We start from the raw sequence: 17,083 nt of genomic DNA on the forward strand, positions 1-17,083 counted from the left end.
ATGAAGAACAAGATTCGCGCGGGAGTGCTCGCCCTCGGCGTTGCGGCCGTCATGGTGTTGGGGTCTGGTGTCTCGGCAGGCGCGGTCGTGAAGCCCATACCGCAGGGCGACGGCGGCGGCGGGAAGATGGGCACCAAGACGTGCTTCATCGGAGGTATGCGCGCGATCTGCCTGAAGTAAAGGCCCTCTTGTGTCGAAGCGGGGTCGGTGGTTCATCCACCGGCCGCGCTTTCCTTATGCTGAAGGCGTGACCGTCCAGACCGTCCTCGTGCACGGCATCCGCACGTCGGCCACCATGTGGCGGTCGCAGATCGAGTACCTGGAGGCACGCGAGCTCCCCGTCACCGCCGTCGACCTCCCCGGCCACGGCAGCCGGATGGAGGAGGACTTCACCCTCCACGAGGCGCTGCACACGATCGACGCCGCCGTCCGCGCCGCCGCAGAGCGGGGCCCCGTCCTGCTGGTCGGGCACTCGATGGGCGGGCTGCTCTCCCTCGCGTACACCGGTGGCGCGGAGCCTCCCCCCGTCGACGGACTCGTCGCCGCGGCGTGCACCTCGCTGCCCCGCGGCGCGGGGCTGCGTGCATACCGACTGTTCGCCAGGGCGGTCGACTCCCTGCCCGACCGTGGCATGTGGCTGACGCAGCGGATGCTCGCTGCGACGATCCCCGAGGAGAATCGCGGTGATTTCGCCGCCGGCGGCTATGCGCTCGACATCCAGGACCAGACGCTCCGCAGCCTCGCCGCTCTGGACGTCGCCGCCGCTGTCCCCCGCATCGACGTACCCCTGTGGTTCGTGAACGGCCAGTACGATCAGCTCCGCTTGAACGAGCCCCTGTTCCGGCGTCTGGCCCCCGAGGCCGAGCTCATCGTCGTGCCGCGGACCACGCACCTTCTCACGGCCATGCGCCCGCGGGTGTTCAATGCCGTCCTCGCGCTCGCGATCGCGACGATCGAGCAGCGCACGGCGTCAGGCTGAGAGCACTCGGGGCCGCGCGGCGGCGGTGAGAGCTCCGCCGACGAGCGATAGGACGGCCGCCGCGAGGAAGACGAGCCAGAACCCGCCGGCCAGCGCGACGAGGCCGGCTCCGAGGACGGGCCCGATGAGTTGGCCGAGGGCGGCGATCACGTTCACGATGCCGAGGTCGCGCGCGTGGTCCTGCTCATCCGGGAGCAGATCGGCCGCGAACGCGAGTCCCACGGTCGAGAAGGCACCATAGCCGACGCCCATGAGCGCGGCGGCGATCATCGTCATCTCGAAGGTGGGCATGGCCACGATCACCACGCCCGATGCCGCCTGCACGACCGTGGCCGCCACCGCGAGTCGACGCCGCTCGCCGGTGCGGTCGGAGATGATCCCGGTGATCACCGAGGCGAGCACGACGAAGACGGTGTAGACGACGATGAGAAGCAGGAGGTTGTCCTGTGCGGTCGCGCTCTCCTGGCCGAGGCCGTGGAGGAGGAAGAAGAGGAACAGGGCCGTCCCGAGAGCGTTGCCGATGTTGGTGACGAGCCGGCCGGAGAGCATCCAGGCGAAGTCGCGGTCGCGGAGCGACGCCAGGCGGGGACGCCCGATGCGCTGGGGACGGAGCGCTTCGGTGCTCGGCGGGTCCGGCAGCAGCAGCGCCGCGGCGATGCCCACCGCCGCGATGATGCCGGCGAGGAGCAGATACCCGGCGAGGATGTCGAGGCCCAGCAGCACCACCAGCCCGACCCCTAGAACGATGCCGACCGCCTGGCTCGAACCGACCGCGGCGGAGGCGGCGCCGCGCTGCGTCGTCGGGAGCTGGTCGGCGATGAGAGCGGTGAACGCGGCGGAGGAGACGGCGACACCGATCGAGACGCCGATCCAGCCGGCGCCGACCGCCCCCGGTCCCTCGGCGAATCCGGTGAGCACGAGACACGCGGCGGTGAGCACGACACCGCCGAGAGCCCACGGGCGACGCCGGTGCGCGCCGGCACGGGCGCGGTCCGAGAGCGCTCCGGCGAGCGGCCCGGCGACGACACCGGCGAGGCCACCCACTCCGAGCACGATCCCGGAGGAGACGACGCCACGGACCCAGTCGTCCTCCGGAGTGTCGAGCTGCAGCGGGAGGAGGAGCTGGACCGGGGTGAGCTGGACGGTCCAGATGGCGAGCCAGGCGAGGGTGAACAACGACATCCAGCGCAGGCCCGCCCTGCGGGTGGCGACGCCCGAGGTACCGCTCACGCTCGTGCCGCCTCGGCGTCGCGGGCCGCACGAGCGCCCCCGATGAGCTCGCGATACCAGCCGTAGGAGCCCTTCGGGGTGCGCTCCCCCGTCGAGAAGTCCACGTGAACGAGACCGAACCGTTGCGTGTAGCCGTCCGTCCACTCCCAGTTGTCGAGCAGCGACCAGACCGTGTACTCCTCGACGGGGACGCCGGCGTCGATGGCCTCGCCCACCGCGTCGATGTGCGCGGAGAGGTAGGCGATCCGGTCGATGTCCTCCACAGGACCGGCGACCTCGGGTTCCGGGAAGGAAGCTCCGTTCTCTCCGATGACGATCGGTGGCATGTCCGGGTGGCGGCGGTGCAGGTCGATCAGGAGAGCACGCAGCGCGGACGGCATGATCGGCCACTCGGGACCGAACCCGGTGACGGGGACTCCGGGCGTCGGCACGATCTCGAACGGGATGTCGTTCCCGGAAGCGGCGGCGGTGACGGTCGTCGGGTTGTAGAAGTTCACGCCGTAGAAGTCGATCGATCCCGCGATGCGTGCGAGGTCATCACCGAGGATGGGCAGCGGCGGAAGCCCGAGCGCCTCCAGGTCCGGTGTCGTCCCGGAGAGCAGCGGCTCGCTGAACAGCCGGTTGTGCAGGAGGTCGTAGACCGCGGCTGCGGCATGATCCTCCTCGGTGTCCCGCAGCGGCAGGACCCAGGTGTGGTTGTTGACGAGCCCCACGCTCTCCGCACCCTGGTGTCGCAGCGCGTCAGCGGCTCGGGAATGGGCGAGCAGCTGATGGTGGGCGGTCGGGAGCGCACCGTAGAGGAGCTGCCTGCCGGGTGCGAGCGCGCCGACGGCGTAGCCCTGCAGGGTGGTCATGGCGGGCTCGTTCAGGGTGTACCAGGACGACACCCGGTCTCCGAGGCGGGCGGCGACGAGGGCGACGTACTCCCCGAAGCGTTCGGCGGTGTCGCGAGCGAGCCAGCCGCCGTCGGCCTCGACCGGGCTCGGCAGCTCCCAGTGATAGAGCGTCGGGAACGGCGTGACTCCGGCCTCCAGCAGAGCATCGATGACGCGGGCGTAATGGTCCAGCGCCGCGACGTTCCCGGGCCCGCGTCCGTCCGGCTGCACGCGCGCCCAGGGAATCGAGAACCGGTACCGATCGAGTCCGAGACCGGCCACCAGGTCGACGTCATCCGCCACACGGCGATAGCTGTCGCAGGCTGGCTCCGCCGTCGAGCCGTCGCGGATGCGTCCGGGTTTCGCGATCTCGTCGTCCCAGATCGACCGGCCCGCTCCGTCGGCACGGCGGGAACCCTCGATCTGGATGGCTGAGGTGGCGGCGGACCAGCGGAGCCGCGCACGCGCGGTCGGGTCGGTGCTGAGGGGGGTCATCGGGCTCCTTGACGTCGTCGTCGTTGAGGATGATTCTGCACCCGGTCCCACCCTCCGCGCGACGGCGTCTCGTCCGGTCGGTGTCGTTTCGCACGATCCCATCCGGTGCTGGTAGACTCGACTCTTGGCTTGCGTGTGGGTTCTTCCCTCACGACCGCCGTGCAGCAGCCCTCTTCTGCTGCCGGCACTCCGAATAACTCCTGTACAGAAAGCGTCCACACGTGGCAAACATCAAGTCGCAGATCAAGCGCAACAAGACCAACGAGAAGGCTCACGCGCGCAACAAGGCCGTGAAGAGCGAGCTGAAGACGCTCGTCCGCCAGACCCGCGCGGCCGTCGCCGCCGGCGACAAGGCCGCAGCAGAGAAGAGCCTGAAGAAGGCCTCGGTCAAGCTCGACAAGGCCGTCAGCAAGGGTGTGCTGCACAAGAACCAGGCATCGAACCGCAAGTCGGCGATCGCCAAGCAGGTCGCGGCTCTCTGAGCTTCTGACTTCCGGAAAGCCCGTCTCCTCATGAGGCGGGCTTTCTGCTTTCCGGGAGGCGAGAGCCCTAGCCCCCGAACGGTTCACGGGTGGCGATGACCGTCACCATGCGCTCGAGCGCGAAGATCGGGTCGCGCGCCGCACCCTTGACCTCGGCGTCGGCGCGCGCGGTCGCCTGGATCGCCATTCCCAGGGAGCGCTCGTTCCAGCCCGCCAGGTCTCGCCGCGCGCGGTCCACCTGCCAGTCCTTCATCCCGAGGCGCTGGGCGAGCTGCCTGCTGGGTTCACGATTGCCGGCGACGCGCGCCATGGTGCGCAGCTTCATCGCGAACGCGGCGACCATCGGCACCGGGTCCGCACCGGAGGACAGGGCATGGCGGAGCGCCACGAGAGCCTCCCCGTAGCGACCGGCGATGGCGGTGTCGGCGACGACGAACGCCGACACCTCGACCCGGCCGCCGTAGTACTTGGTGACGACCTCTTCGGTGATGTCACCGTCGACATCGCCGATGAGCTGCTGACATGCAGCGGCGAGCTCGGTGAGGTCGTCGGCGAATGCCGAGACGAGCGCTCGGAGTGCCGGCGGAGCGATGCGCTTCTTGGCCGCCTTGAACTCCCCCGCCGCGAAGTCGACCCGGTCGCCGTCGCGCTTGATGGCGGGGCAGGCGATCTCGATCCCACCGCCGGTCCCCGCGCGGAGGGCGTCGAGGAGCTTCTTCCCGCGGACACTGGCTCCGGTATGCCGCAGAACGACGGTCGCGCCCTCCTGCGGGTTCTCCAGATACCCGATGGCCTCTTGGAGGAACGCGTCGGAGCACTTCTCCACGCCGGACACGCGGACCAGTCGCGGCTCTCCGAACAGCGACGGCGAGGTCAGGGAGAGCAGCGTGCCGGGAGCGTAGTCGTCGGCACGCACGTCGCTGACCTCGAGCGCCGGATCCTCGGCACGGAGGTAGTCGCGCACCCCGGCGATCGCGCGCTCGGCGCAGACTTCTTCCGGCCCGGATACGAGCACCAACGGCGCGGGATGAGGCTCCCGCCACGACACCTGCGGGATCTTCGTGGCCTTCGCGCCGCCGCGGGAGGGAGGACGGGAAGCTGCCATGGGACCAGCCTACCGGCGGCGTCGGACACCCGCCTCAGGGCGGCGCGACGTCGGTCCAGACGCGGAGGGCATGGTCCTCGATGCCGAGCAGGGTGCGGCCGTCGTGGTCGGTGCGGTAGACGTGCGCGCCGAGAGCCGACAGCATCTCCAGGGTCTCCCGACGCGGGTGCCCGTAGTCGTTTCCCGCGCCGACCGTGATGAGCGCCACGCTCGGCTGCAGAGCCTCGTAGAGGGCGGGCTCCTGGTCAGCGCTCCCGTGATGGGCGACCTTCACCACGTCGTATCGTGTCAACGGCGTACCGCGGAACAGCGCGCGTTGCGGGACCGCGGAGAGATCGCCGAGGAACAGGGCACGGGGCACGCCTCCCCCGGCGAACTCGGTGACGACGCTCGCATCGTTGCCCGACGGGAAGGCGACGCTGCCCTTCCGCGGCCAGAGCACTCGCCATGACGCTTCGCCGAGAGCGCTCCGGTCTCCGGCGCCGGCTGCCCGGAGGGCAGCGCCCGCCCGCGCCAGGTCGTCGAGCACGCGCGCATCGGCGTCATCGGCGGGCGGTCCGTGCAGCACGGTGTCCACTCGCCCTTCGAGCACAGCCGCACCCCCGACGTGGTCCGTGTCGAAGTGCGTGAGCACGAGCAGGTCGATGCGATCGACGCTCAGCGAGCGGAGGCATGCGTCGAGCGCCGCCGGGTCCGGACCTGTGTCGATGAGGGCGATCGCGTCCTGCGAACGCACCAGGATCGCGTCGCCCTGGCCCACGTCGCACGCGGCGATCGCCCACCCGTGCGGCGTCACGAGCGGAGCGAGCGGACCGTCGACCAACGCGCGGGAGGTGCCGACGGACGCCACGACGATGAGAACGCCGGCCGCCACGCATCGGACGATGGTGAGGACGCCGCCGGACGTCGATGTCCCCCGCGGACGAGAGCGCACCGTCACGACGTCCGGGCGCGGTCTTCCGCGGCAGCACACGATGGCGATCGCGACGCTCACCAGCGCGACCAGGGCAGCGCTCCCGAGACCCGCGGGGAGGAGCACCTGAGCGCCGGGGAGCCCGGAAGTGACATGCGCGACGGTCGCGATCCACGCCGACGGCAGCCAGGCGCACGCGGCGAGCAGATCCGCGACGGGTGGGAGAGGCGCAGCGAGACAGGCGAGCAGCCCGATCACCGTGGCGATCGGCGCAGCCGGCTCGGCGAGGAGGTTCGCGACGACCGAGACGAGCGATTGCTGTTCCGCGAACAACGCGATCACGGGCGCGCACGCGAGCTGCGCCGCCAGAGGCACGGCGATCGCCAGGGCGAGCGGACCGGGCAGCCAGCGCCCGATCCCGTTCGCCAGCGCCGGGGCGAGCAGGATGAGGGCCCCGGAGGCCACGGCGGACAGCGCGAATCCCGGGGTCGACGCCAGCCAGGGATCGGCGACGAGGAGTACGGCCACACACAGGGCCAGGATTCCGGCGCCTGCGCTCGGCCGCCCGACGAGGATCGACAGCATGCCCGCCGCGGCCATCGTGGCGGCCCGGATGACGCTCGGCTCCGGTGTCACGAGTACGACGAAGGCCGCCAGGGCGAGGGCGGCGAGCACGACCCGCAGCGCTCGCGTCCCGCCGCTCAGCGCCGCGATCGCGAACACCGCGGCGACCACGATCGCGCAGTTCGCCCCGGACACGGCGGTGAGGTGGCTGAGGCCGCTCGTACGCATGTCGGCGTCGACGGCGGCAGGCACAGCGGTCGTGTCGCCCACCGCCAACCCCGGAAGGAGCCCGGCGCCGGGTTCCGGGAGCCGCGTCGCGCGCTCGACGAACGACCGGCGGAGGTCTGCAGCGAATCCGAAGACGCCCGGTGCGGACCGTTCCACCGTTCCCGCGGCGACGAAGACGACGAGGGCCGCCCGCTCCCCCGCATCCGTTTCCGCACTCTCTCCGGTCACCCGCACCTGCGCACCGAGGACGAACCCCTCCCCTTCGTCGATGCCGATGCGCACCGGACCGGCCGCCGGCGCCACGGCCCCGGGCGCACCGATGCCGCTCAGCTGCACGTCCATCCACAGACGCCCATCGCGTCCCACGGACGCCGAGGACGAGACTTCACCGACCGCTTCGACGGCTCTGCCTCCCCACGCGTGCACGGCGTCACGGCCCGCGGACTGTGCGAACACGGTGAACGCCACGGCCGCCGCCGTCGCGAGAACCACGATGACCAGTCCCCCGATCGTCGCGACTGCGCGGCGCCGGATCGCCAGAGCGGCGCCGATGATCCCCGCGGCCGCCAGGCATCCACCCGCCACCCACGCCGCCGCTCCCGGCACGAACACGCAGACCAGGGCCACACCCCAGGCACCGACCGCCACCGGCAGCAGGCGCAGATCGCGCGTCACGCCGATCCCTCCTCGGACCCCAGGGACGAACGCTGCCTCTCATGCATCGGATCACCCTAGAGTCGCGCCGGTGCCCGCTCCGCCCGCCGCGACCACCGCCGCACGAGCAGAGGACAACGACCCTGGAGGTCAGGGTGTGGAGGAGCACTTCTCTGATGGAGGAGACCGCCGGCGTCGGACGCGGTGACGACCTCGTCGGAAGCGATTGAGTAGCCTGGGTACTCGCGCGCGGCGGACGCTGCCGCGACGAGGAGGAGAGCGCATGAGTGTCCCGGCTGGGTGGTACGACGATGGTTCCGGGCGCCAGCGGTGGTGGGACGGAGCACGGTGGACCGACGCCTACGCTCCCCCTTCGGCTCCGACGAATCCCTCGCCGCCTCATCCCGAGGCGCCGACATACGGGTCGGCCGCCCCTGCGCAACAGGTCCCTGACGCTGCTTCTCGGCCGACGCCGGTCCTCGGGTTCATCGGGCTGGGCCTGGCCGTCCTCGGCGCCGTTCTCGCCTTCATCCCGGTGTTGTTCGTGGTCGGCGCGGTGATCCTGTTCGCCGGGTTCGTCGTGTCGCTGATCGGGTTGTTCACGAAGAATGCCGCGAAGTGGCCGTCGATCGTCGGCATGGTCGTGTCGGTCGTCGGCGCCGTGATCGGGGTCATCGTGCTCATCGTGTCGCTCGTGCTGGCCTCGTCGGCGCTGAACGACTCGTTGCCCGCCGAAAGCGCGCCCCCAGCCAGCGCCCAGCCATCGGACGCGCCGAGCAGCGCCAGTGAGAGCCGTCCGACACCTGAGGAGATCGGCGCGTCCGCGGAGGAGATCAACCGGTCGAACGGCCTGACCACCTATGACGACGTGCCGGACTTCTACCCCTGCGTCGGGCAGTACGTCTACGACTCCGCGTTGTCCGATGAGAGCGTCCAGCTCCTGGTCGACGGACGCGATCCGCTCGAGTCCGAGCGGGAGCTGGCGACCCAGGTGATCACGGATGCCACGCTGACCTGCGATCCCCAGGGGTAAGCGACTGTCACACGCGCACCCCGTCGCGCAGCCCCTCCAAGACCTTCTCCCCGATCCCGGGCACCGCCAGGAGATCGTCCACCGTGCGGAACCGACCGTTCTCCTCGCGCCACGCGACGATACGCTCGGCCAGCGCCGGTCCGATTCCCGGGAGCTCCTCCAGAGCCGCCTGATCCGCGGTGTTCAGATCGATGGTCCCGTCTCCGGATGGCGGCGCCGACGGATCGGCGACGGCACCCACGACCGGGACCAGGATCTGCTCCCCGTCCTCGACCCGTCGGGCGAGGTTGACACCCACGAGGTCGGCGGCATCCGTCGACCCGCCGGCGGCCGCGAGGGCATCGACGACCCGGGAGTCGGTGCGCAGGACATACAGGCCCGGGTGCTCGACCGCGCCGAGCACGTGCACGTAGATCTCCGCGGGCGCGGACTCGACCGACGCCGAGCTCTCCGCGAACGGAACGGCCTCGACGGACGACGGTTGCCCCTGCACCAGGCCGAGGCCGACGGCGGTGGAGAGCGCGACGATCGTCAGCACGACCGCCGCGCCGAGCCCGAGGCGGAGCCCCCGACGGGGCGGAGGAGGTGGAGGCGGGGACGAGGTCATCCGGACACCCTAAGCTCCGCGCCCACCGCCTCCCGGAGCCGGACACAGCGACCGTGGAGAGACGCTCAGAAGGGACTCGTCGTGGAGGACGGCCGTTCTCGGTCGCAACCCGGTCCGGGGATCACCGCTTCGCGCCGGGGTCGGCGAAACCGCGGAGCACGCCGGGGACTCAGCCCTTGACGACGATGCTGACGATCTTCGGGGCCCGCACGACGACCTTGACGACCTCGCGATCGCCGATCGAGCGGATGACCCGCTCGTCGGCTCGCGCCAGCGCCTCGAGCTCGGCCTCGCCGATGCGTGCCGGCACCTCGAGCTGCGCGCGCACCTTGCCGCCGATCTGCACGACCGCAGTGACGGTGTCCTCGACAAGGAGCGCCGGATCGGCGGAGCGCCACGACACGAGTCCGACGGACGGCTCGTGCCCCAGGATCTCCCACATCTCCTCCGCGGTGTGCGGGGCGATGAGGTCGAGCATGACGGCGATGGTCTCCGCCGCCTCACGGACGGCGGGGTCGGCAGCACCGGCAGCACCGTCGATCGTCTTGCGGGTCACGTTGACCAGCTCCATCAGACGGGCGACGAGCACGTTGAACTTCGTCTGCTCGACCAGAGCGGGCGCCTCGGCGAGCAGCTTGTGCGTCGCACGGCGCAGCGCCGCGTCGCCGCCGTCGAAGACCACGTCGACCGGGCTGGCGACCTCATGCGCGATCCGCAGGGCGCGCGCGAGGAACTTCTGCGCACCGGTGGTCGACACGTCCGCCCAGTCCTTGTCATCCTCCACCGGACCGGCGAAGGCCAGACCGACGCGGAGCGCATCGGCACCGTGGGCGTCGAGCTCCTCCTGGAACAGCACCAGGTTGCCCTTGCTCTTCGACATCTTCTGGCCGTCCAGCAGCACCATGCCCTGGTTGATCAGGTTGGAGAACGGCTCGGTGAAGTCGATCAGCCCCATGTCGAAGAGGACCTTGGTGATGAAGCGGGCGTACAGCAGGTGCAGGATCGCGTGCTCGACACCGCCGATGTACGAGTCCACCGGGGCCCAGCGCGCCGCCTGGGCCGGGTCGAACGCCTGCGTGTCGCTGTTCGGCGACAGGAACCGGAGGAAGTACCAGGAGCTGTCGACGAAGGTGTCCATCGTGTCGGGATCGCGGAGTACCGGGTCGCCCGTCTCCGGGTCGGTCGTGCGCACCCAGCTCTCCGCGCCGCCCAGCGGCGAGGTCCCCTTCGGCTTGAGGTCCAGGCCCTCGACGCTCGGCAGCTTCACCGGCAGCCGGTCCTCGGGCACAGGGATGATCCGGCCGTCCTCGGCGTGCAGCATGGGGATCGGGGTCCCCCAGAACCGCTGACGCGAGATCAGCCAGTCACGCAGGCGGTAGTTCTTCGCCGCCCGCCCCGTCCCCGTGGCCTCCAGCTGCTCGATGGCGCGGGCGATCGCGTTGCGCTTGGACAGTCCGTTCAGCGGACCGGAGTTGATCATGCGCCCCTCGCCGGTGAGCGCGACGCCGGTCTTCGCCGGGTTCTGCTCGTCGAGCGCGGCATCGGCGTCGATCGGGACGCCGTCCTCGTCCACCTCGATGACCGGCATGGCACCGGTGACCGGAGCGGTGGTGTCGACGACGACCTTGACCGGCAGGTCGAACGCGCGTGCGAAGTCCAGGTCGCGCTGGTCGTGCGCCGGGACCGCCATGACCGCGCCGTGCCCGTAGTCGGCCAGCACGTAGTCGGCAGCCCAGATCGGGAGCTTCTCGCCGTTGACCGGGTTGATCGCGTAGCGGCCCAGGAACACGCCTGTCTTGGGACGGTCGGTGGACTGCCGATCGATGTCCGTCGTCTTCTGCACCTCGGCCAGGTAGGCCTGGAAGCGCTCACGCACCTCGGGCTCGGCGTCGGCGGCGAGCTCGGCGGCCAGGTCGCCGTCGGGCGCCACGACGAAGAACGTCGCGCCGTGCAGGGTGTCCGGTCGGGTCGAGAACACCGTCACCGGCTCCTCGCGCCCCTCGATGCGGAAGTCGACGTCGGCGCCGACGGAACGGCCGATCCAGTTGCGCTGCATCTGCAGCACCTTGTGCGGCCAGAACCCCTCGAGCTGGTTCAGGTCGTCGAGCAGGCGGTCCGCATAGTCGGTGATGCGGAAGTACCACTGGGTGAGCTTCTTCTTGACGACCTCGTAGCCGCAGCGCTCGCAGCGCCCATCGACGACCTGCTCGTTGGCCAGAACGGTCTGGTCGTTCGGGCACCAGTTGACCGGGCTCTTCTTCCGGTACGCCAGGCCGCGCTCGTACATCTTCAGGAACAGCCACTGGTTCCAGCGGTAGTACTCGGGGTCGGACGTGTGCAGCACCCGGCTCCAGTCGAAGGAGACGCCGTACTGCTGGAAGCCCACCTTCTGCTGCGCGATGTTCTGGTACGTCCACTCGCGCGGGTCAGCACCCTGGCGGATCGCGGCGTTCTCCGCCGGCAGCCCGAAGGAGTCCCACCCGATCGGGTTCAGGACGTTGTGGCCCCGGTGACGCCAGAAGCGGGCGACGATGTCGGAGTACAGGTAGTTCTCCGCGTGCCCCATGTGCAGGTCGCCAGAGGGGTAAGGGAACATGGCCAGCACATAGCGCCGCGGCCGGGTGTCGTCGTCTCCGCCCGTGAGGAACGTCTCGTGCTCCGCCCAGTACTTCTGCCACTTGGCCTGGATGGCGTGCGGCGAGGAGAACTCCTCGTCGACGGGAGCGGTGGACATGTTCTCGGACAACGAACGCACGACCAATCTGAAGGGAAAAACGGGATCAGTTCAGGATATCGGAACGCCAGGTGGCGGGCATTTCCGCGCCGAGCGCCGCGAGAGGGGCGCGGGCCTTCGTGGCGACCTCACGCACTTCGGCCGCGGGCACCGATCCCCACGTGATCCCGCCACCGGCGCCGACGAACGCAGCCTCCTCGTCCACGACGATGCTGCGGATCACCATCGCGAGGTCGAGCGCACCGTCCACGCCGATATAGCCGAAGCAGCCGGCATAGATGTCGCGCGGGCCGCCTTCGAGCTCGTGCAGCTGCGTCATCGCCGACAGCTTCGGCGCTCCGGTCATGCTTCCGGCGGGGAATGCGGCCTCCAGCAGCGCCCCGACCGTGGTCCCCTCCGCGGCCGTGCCGCTGACGGTGCTGACCAGCTGATGCACGGCGGGATAGCTCTCGACCTCCCAGAGCCCCTCGACCCGGATCGACCCCGGCACGCACACCCGGGAGAGGTCGTTGCGCATGAGGTCGACGATCATCACGTTCTCGGCCCGCTCCTTCGGATCCGCGGCGAGCTCTGCGGCGAGCGCGGCATCGGTCACGGCGTCGGCGCCTCGAGGGCGGGTCCCCTTGATGGGACGGGTGCGGATGACGCCACCGGCGGCGTGGAGGAACTGCTCGGGGCTGGCACTGAGGAGCGCACGTCCCCCGATGCGCAGGAATCCGCCATGGTGGGCGGGAGTCGCCGCCCGCAGCCGCTCGTACACGGCGACGGGGTCATGGGTCCCTGGCACGGTGAACCGCGTCGTGAGGCAGAGCTGGTACGCGATGCCCGCGTGGATGAGGTCGCGGCAGCGGTCGATGAGCTGCTCGTATGCGGCAGGGGTGTGGCGGGCCTCGGCGGCGTGACGATCCTCCACCACCCGCGGCGTCAGCGCTTCGGGGCCGGCGTCGCTCAGAAGGGACTGCAGCCAGCGCTCCCCCTCACGCGACTCCCCCTCCGGGGACAGCAGCCACAGGCGGTGCGCGGCATGATCGAACGCCACGGCCATGGTCACGCGCAGCCACGTCCGGGCTTCCGGCTCCGGGTCGGTGGCGACCGGAGCCCCCGCGCGGACGGCTCCGCTCTCGTAGTCGCGCCAGCCCACCCATCCCCCGCGGAACGGCGGCATCCCCGCCTCGACGGGCCCGGCATCCAGGCGCACGTCCTCCGGGAGCTGTTCGGCGACCCCGGTGCCGAGGAAGCTCCATCCCTCGGCGGCGTCAGCGCCCGCATCGAGCCAGAACACATCCGCCAGCTGCTGCGCGATCACCGCGAAAACACGCTCCGGAGCCACCCAGGACGGCAGCGGTCGGGGGGTCAGGCGGTCGGGCACCTTTCCAGCCTAGGACCGGGCCGCTCCCGTATCCTCATGGGGTGGACGACCTCCTGCTCTGGCTCCTCGACACCGTGCAGTCGATCGATCCGGTCACGCGCACTCTGGTCGCGGGTCTCGCCGTCATGCTGGAGACGAGCATCCTCATCGGCCTCATCGTCCCGGGCGACACGATCGTCATCATCGCCTCGATGGGCGTCGCTACTCCCCTGGAGGGCATCGCGATGGGTGTGGCCGTCGTCGTCGGCGCCCTCATCGGAGAGAGCATCGGCTTCTGGCTCGGCCGCTGGCTCGGCCCCTACATCCGTGCTTCCTGGCTCGGGCGGCGGATCGGGGAGCACAACTGGGTCCGCGCGGAGAACTACCTTGCACGCCGCGGCGGCATCGCCATCTTCCTCTCCCGCTTCCTCCCGGTCCTCCACTCCCTCGTCCCTCTCACAGTGGGGATGAGCGAGTACCCCTACCGGCGCTTCCTGGCCTGGACGACCCCGGCCTGCATCATCTGGGCCTCGGCGTACGTGAGCGTGACCTCGCTGGCGGCCGGGAGCTTCCGTGAGCTCGTCGACCGCGTGCACTTCGCGGGCTACCTGTTCGTCGGGGTCATCGCCCTGTTCCTCGTGCTCGCCTACCTGGGCAAGCGGCTGCTGCACCGCCTGGAGGCGCGTCATCTGGAGGCCCCGGCGGCGGAGTCCGACGCCGACGTGAAAGACTGAGGCAATGGCCCCCGCACCCCCGGCGCCCAGGATCCACTGGTTCGCCCGTCTCGAGCACCGCCTGCACGTGTGGCGCGAGGGACGAGCGCGCCGCCGCGGCCGGAACGCCACCGTGCTGCCCTTCCCGGGCTATGGCGGCCCCGGATGGGTCCGTGTGCTCGGTCGTGTGCTCATCGTCCCGCCGCAGCGCCGCGGTCGCGACGGGGAACCGGCGAGCATCCGCGGCTGGCGCAGCTTCGTCGGCATCCCTGTCGGCTTCGCCTCCGTCGACGTGCATGTCGGCGACAGCACGCATCGGGTGGTCGCCGACCGCGGCGGGGTCATCGACACCGTCATCCGCGCCGATCTCGAGCCCGGCTGGCAGACCTTCACGATCACTGTCGAGGGGCAGGAGCCCATCGAGGCCCGGGCCTTCATCGTCGCGGAGACCACCCGGTTCGGCGTCGTCTCGGACGTCGACGACACCGTCATGGTCACCGCGCTCCCCCGCCCCTTCATCGCCTTCTGGAACTCGTTCGTCGTCGACGAGCACGCACGCATTCCTGTGCCGGGGATGGCGGTTCTGCTCGATCAGCTTCTCCGGCAGCACCCCGGTGCCCCCATGATCTATCTCTCCACCGGCGCCTGGAACGTCGCGCCCACCCTGTCACGGTTCCTCGGTCGGCACCTCTTCCCCGCAGGCTCGCTGCTGCTGACCGACTGGGGTCCTACGCACGATCGCTGGTTCCGCAGCGGCCGCGAGCACAAGCTCACGAACCTCCGTCGGCTGGCGACCGAGTTCCCGGACGTCAAATGGCTGCTGATCGGCGACGACGGCCAGCACGACGAGGCCATCTACACGCAGTTCCAGGAGGAGTACCCGGATTCCGTCGCGGGTGTCGCGATCCGACGGCTGCTGCCCGCGGAGGCGGTGCTCGCCGGCGGTCGCGCCGAGATGGAATCGCATGACGCTGACGAGGCTCCTTGGGTGAGTGCAGAGGACGGCGCCGGCCTCCGCGACCAGCTCGGCGATGCCGGCATCCTGCACTGACATGATCCTCACCCGTGACGAGTGGCTCCGGCGCGAGGACGCGCATCGGGAGCGGGCCGACGGGCTGACCGCCTCGCACCGAGACCGTGTGGCGCGCGGCGAGAAGCACCCGGTGTGGGACTTCCTCTTCACCTACTACGGCTATAAGCCCGCGCAGCTGCGCCGCTGGCACCCCGGAGCGGGTGTGGAGCTGGCGGACGCGTCCGAGCGAGTGACATGGCGCTGGTACTCCCCCGGGATGTCACCTGGCGGCGCGATCCCCGACGCCCAGCGCTTCGCCGCCGAGAAGCCGGAGCTCGCTCGCCTCGTCTCGCTGATGCTGCGCCGTACCGGCTCCCGTCCCGGGCAGTTCGGCTGCTTCGGCCTGCACGAGTGGGCGATGGTCTATCGCGCCGCAGAGCATCGGCATGCCGTCCCCCTGCGGCTCGGGCAGGAGGGCACGGACGCGGTGGTCGAGGATCACGATCTCCGCTGCACGCACTTCGACGCCTTCCGGTTCTTCACTCCGGAGGCGGTGCCTCGCAACCGGGCGACGTTGACGAGAGAGGATCAGCCCCTCCTCGAACAGCCCGGCTGCCTGCACGCCGGCATGGACCTGTACAAGTGGGCGATGAAGCTCGGTCCGCTCGTTCCCGGAGAGCTGCTGCTGGACGCGTTCGAGCTGGCGCGCGACATCCGGCTGCTCGACATGCAGGCCGCCCCGTACGACCTGTCGGCGTGGGACGTCGAACCGGTACGCATCGAGACGCCGGAGGGCAAGGCCGAGTACGTCCGGCGCCAGCGTGGTTTCGCAGACCGCGGCGCCGCCCTCCGCGCCTCCCTCCTCACCGCCTGGCTCGGCCCGGACGAGCGCGCCGCAGCCTGAGCGTCAGCGGGCAGTGCAGTCCCCACAGACGGCCCACGACGACGACGCTGCGGCAAGCTCCAGACGCAGGGTGAGCACACGGGTCGCCGCGTCCTCCAGACGCTCGGCGGGGAGCGTCCCGGCGTCGACGGCGGCGGCGATCCCCGCGGCCATCTCGGTCGCGGTCTGCGCCGTGGACCCCGCGATCGTGAGCACGAGGTCGTTGCCGGCCGCGACCGCGGCGACGCCGTTCGCGACGGGGTCGGCGTATGCCGGATCCCCCGAGGACAGCAGCATGCCGAGGTCGTCCGTCACGGCCACACCCTCGAAGCCGAGCTCCTCCCGCGCGATGCGATGCCACTCCGCGGAGAGCGACGCCGGACGGGAGTCCACGGCGGTGTACGCGAGATGGCCGTACATGAGCAACGAGGCGCCGGCTTCGATGCCGGCGGCGAACGGGACGCCGTCCGCTTCACGCCACGCGGCCTTCGTCATGCCGGTGCTCGGGATCGCGTGATGGGAGTCTCCCGGTGCCGCTCCGTGCCCGGGGAAGTGCTTGAGCGTGGACGCGACGAAGTGCTCCTGGGCCGCGGTCGCCGCCGCGGTGCGGTCGGCGGCACTCTCCGGATCGGTGCCGAGGGCACGCCCGAAGATGAACGAGCCGCGGTCCGCCGGGACGTCGGCGACGGTGCCGAAGTCGACGGTGATCCCGGCGCGGGCGACGAGCGCGCCGCGGGCCGCGAAGGCCGCCGAGGTCTCGGCGACCGGACGGCTCTTCAGGGTCGTCGACGCTGGGAAGGCGTCCCAGGGCAGTCGCGAGACGATGCCGCCCTCCTGGTCCACGGCGATCAGCGGCGGGAGGGCCGGGTCGATCGTCAGCGCGGCCGTCAGTGCGCGGAGTTCTTCCTCCGTCGCCGGGATGTTCCCACCCATGAGGATGAAGCCTCCGAGCCCCGACTTCATGTAGTCGCGTAGCGCCGCCGGATCGGTCCCGCCGATGTGTCCCATCACGATGGATGACGCCTGATCCGCCGTGCTCATGTCCGCGACGAGGGCGGCGGCCTGCTCCCGGATCGCGTCAGGTTCTGCAGCGTGCACCGACACCGCCTCGGCAGCCGGCTCCGGGCTGGACTGTGCAGCCGCCGACACCCAGGCACCTCCCGTGAGGGCGAGCAGGACGAGCGCGGCGCCTACGCCTCGCCGCACCCGTGACCAGCCCCGGTTCATC

General features: G+C 70.7%; 15 protein-coding genes. 7 read left to right on the forward strand and 8 right to left on the reverse strand.

The window, feature by feature from the left end; translation table 11 throughout:
- Entirely contained in the window at positions 1-180 is a 180-nt protein-coding gene (locus C6C15_RS09835) for a hypothetical protein (RefSeq protein ID WP_060921463.1), read from the forward strand.
- Between the two features lie 67 nt (positions 181-247).
- Positions 248-979, forward strand: a complete 732-nt coding sequence (locus C6C15_RS09840; protein WP_105949966.1) for an alpha/beta fold hydrolase — start codon at positions 248-250, stop codon at positions 977-979.
- Here C6C15_RS09840 and C6C15_RS09845 read toward each other — a convergent pair.
- Positions 971-2,209 carry an MFS transporter gene (locus tag C6C15_RS09845; protein ID WP_234024117.1) on the reverse strand — a complete coding sequence of 413 codons (1,239 nt, stop codon included), beginning with the start codon at positions 2,207-2,209 and terminating at the stop codon, positions 971-973. The two genes, C6C15_RS09840 and C6C15_RS09845, sit on opposite strands and share 9 nt — an antisense overlap.
- A complete protein-coding gene (locus tag C6C15_RS09850) occupies positions 2,206-3,579 on the reverse strand; it encodes a glycoside hydrolase family 1 protein (protein WP_105949967.1) in 1,374 nt (457 codons plus the stop codon). Before C6C15_RS09850 ends, C6C15_RS09845 begins: the two co-directional genes overlap by 4 nt.
- Before the next feature lie 221 nt (positions 3,580-3,800).
- Between C6C15_RS09850 and rpsT the strand changes: the two genes are divergently transcribed.
- Positions 3,801-4,061, forward strand: a complete 261-nt coding sequence (gene rpsT, locus C6C15_RS09855; protein ID WP_060921459.1) for a 30S ribosomal protein S20 — start codon at positions 3,801-3,803, stop codon at positions 4,059-4,061.
- Between the two features lie 67 nt (positions 4,062-4,128).
- Here rpsT and holA read toward each other — a convergent pair whose 3' ends face one another.
- Both holA and C6C15_RS09865 read right to left on the reverse strand, forming a co-directional pair.
- On the reverse strand, positions 4,129-5,166 hold the full coding sequence (gene holA / locus C6C15_RS09860; protein WP_071329524.1) for a DNA polymerase III subunit delta: 1,038 nt from the start codon (positions 5,164-5,166) through the stop codon (positions 4,129-4,131).
- 34 nt (positions 5,167-5,200) lie between these two features.
- Entirely contained in the window at positions 5,201-7,546 is a 2,346-nt protein-coding gene (locus C6C15_RS09865; protein ID WP_234024118.1) for a ComEC/Rec2 family competence protein, read from the reverse strand.
- Positions 7,547-7,808: 262 nt separating this feature from the next.
- Between C6C15_RS09865 and C6C15_RS09870 the strand changes: the two genes are divergently transcribed.
- On the forward strand, positions 7,809-8,558 hold the full coding sequence (locus tag C6C15_RS09870; protein ID WP_105949968.1) for a DUF2510 domain-containing protein: 750 nt from the start codon (positions 7,809-7,811) through the stop codon (positions 8,556-8,558).
- A 7-nt stretch (positions 8,559-8,565) separates the two neighbouring features.
- On the opposite strand, the gene C6C15_RS09875 is transcribed toward C6C15_RS09870, so the two are convergent.
- From C6C15_RS09875 to C6C15_RS09885, 3 genes are all read right to left on the reverse strand, one after another.
- On the reverse strand, positions 8,566-9,165 hold the full coding sequence (locus C6C15_RS09875) for a helix-hairpin-helix domain-containing protein (RefSeq protein ID WP_105949969.1): 600 nt from the start codon (positions 9,163-9,165) through the stop codon (positions 8,566-8,568).
- 169 nt (positions 9,166-9,334) lie between these two features.
- Positions 9,335-11,899 carry a leucine--tRNA ligase gene (gene leuS, locus C6C15_RS09880; protein ID WP_105949970.1) on the reverse strand — a complete coding sequence of 855 codons (2,565 nt, stop codon included), beginning with the start codon at positions 11,897-11,899 and terminating at the stop codon, positions 9,335-9,337.
- Positions 11,900-11,945: 46 nt separating this feature from the next.
- Positions 11,946-13,268, reverse strand: coding sequence for an anthranilate synthase component I family protein (locus tag C6C15_RS09885; protein ID WP_105949971.1), 1,323 nt, complete (start codon positions 13,266-13,268; stop codon positions 11,946-11,948).
- A 41-nt stretch (positions 13,269-13,309) separates the two neighbouring features.
- Here C6C15_RS09885 and C6C15_RS09890 point away from each other — a divergent pair, with 41 nt between their 5' ends.
- Genes C6C15_RS09890 through C6C15_RS09900 form a run of 3 tightly spaced genes read left to right on the forward strand, consistent with a single transcriptional unit; the run spans position 13,310 to position 15,876 of the window.
- Positions 13,310-13,981 (forward strand): DedA family protein, encoded by a 672-nt coding sequence (locus C6C15_RS09890; RefSeq protein ID WP_025104953.1) that lies wholly within the window; start codon positions 13,310-13,312, stop codon positions 13,979-13,981.
- A 4-nt stretch (positions 13,982-13,985) separates the two neighbouring features.
- Positions 13,986-15,011 carry an App1 family protein gene (locus C6C15_RS09895; RefSeq protein WP_060921451.1) on the forward strand — a complete coding sequence of 342 codons (1,026 nt, stop codon included), beginning with the start codon at positions 13,986-13,988 and terminating at the stop codon, positions 15,009-15,011.
- A gap of 1 nt (position 15,012) precedes the next feature.
- The gene (locus C6C15_RS09900) at positions 15,013-15,876 is read left to right on the forward strand and encodes a 3-methyladenine DNA glycosylase (protein ID WP_105949972.1); all 864 of its coding nucleotides are present in this window, start codon (positions 15,013-15,015) and stop codon (positions 15,874-15,876) included.
- A 3-nt stretch (positions 15,877-15,879) separates the two neighbouring features.
- Here the strand turns inward: C6C15_RS09900 and C6C15_RS09905 are convergent, their stop codons facing one another.
- Positions 15,880-17,061 carry a glycoside hydrolase family 3 N-terminal domain-containing protein gene (locus C6C15_RS09905; RefSeq protein WP_234024119.1) on the reverse strand — a complete coding sequence of 394 codons (1,182 nt, stop codon included), beginning with the start codon at positions 17,059-17,061 and terminating at the stop codon, positions 15,880-15,882.
- Positions 17,062-17,083 lie beyond the last annotated feature (22 nt).

Origin of the sequence: Microbacterium sp. str. 'China' (genome assembly GCF_002993305.1) — a bacterium.
In the GTDB taxonomy this organism is placed as follows: domain Bacteria; phylum Actinomycetota; class Actinomycetes; order Actinomycetales; family Microbacteriaceae; genus Microbacterium; species Microbacterium paraoxydans.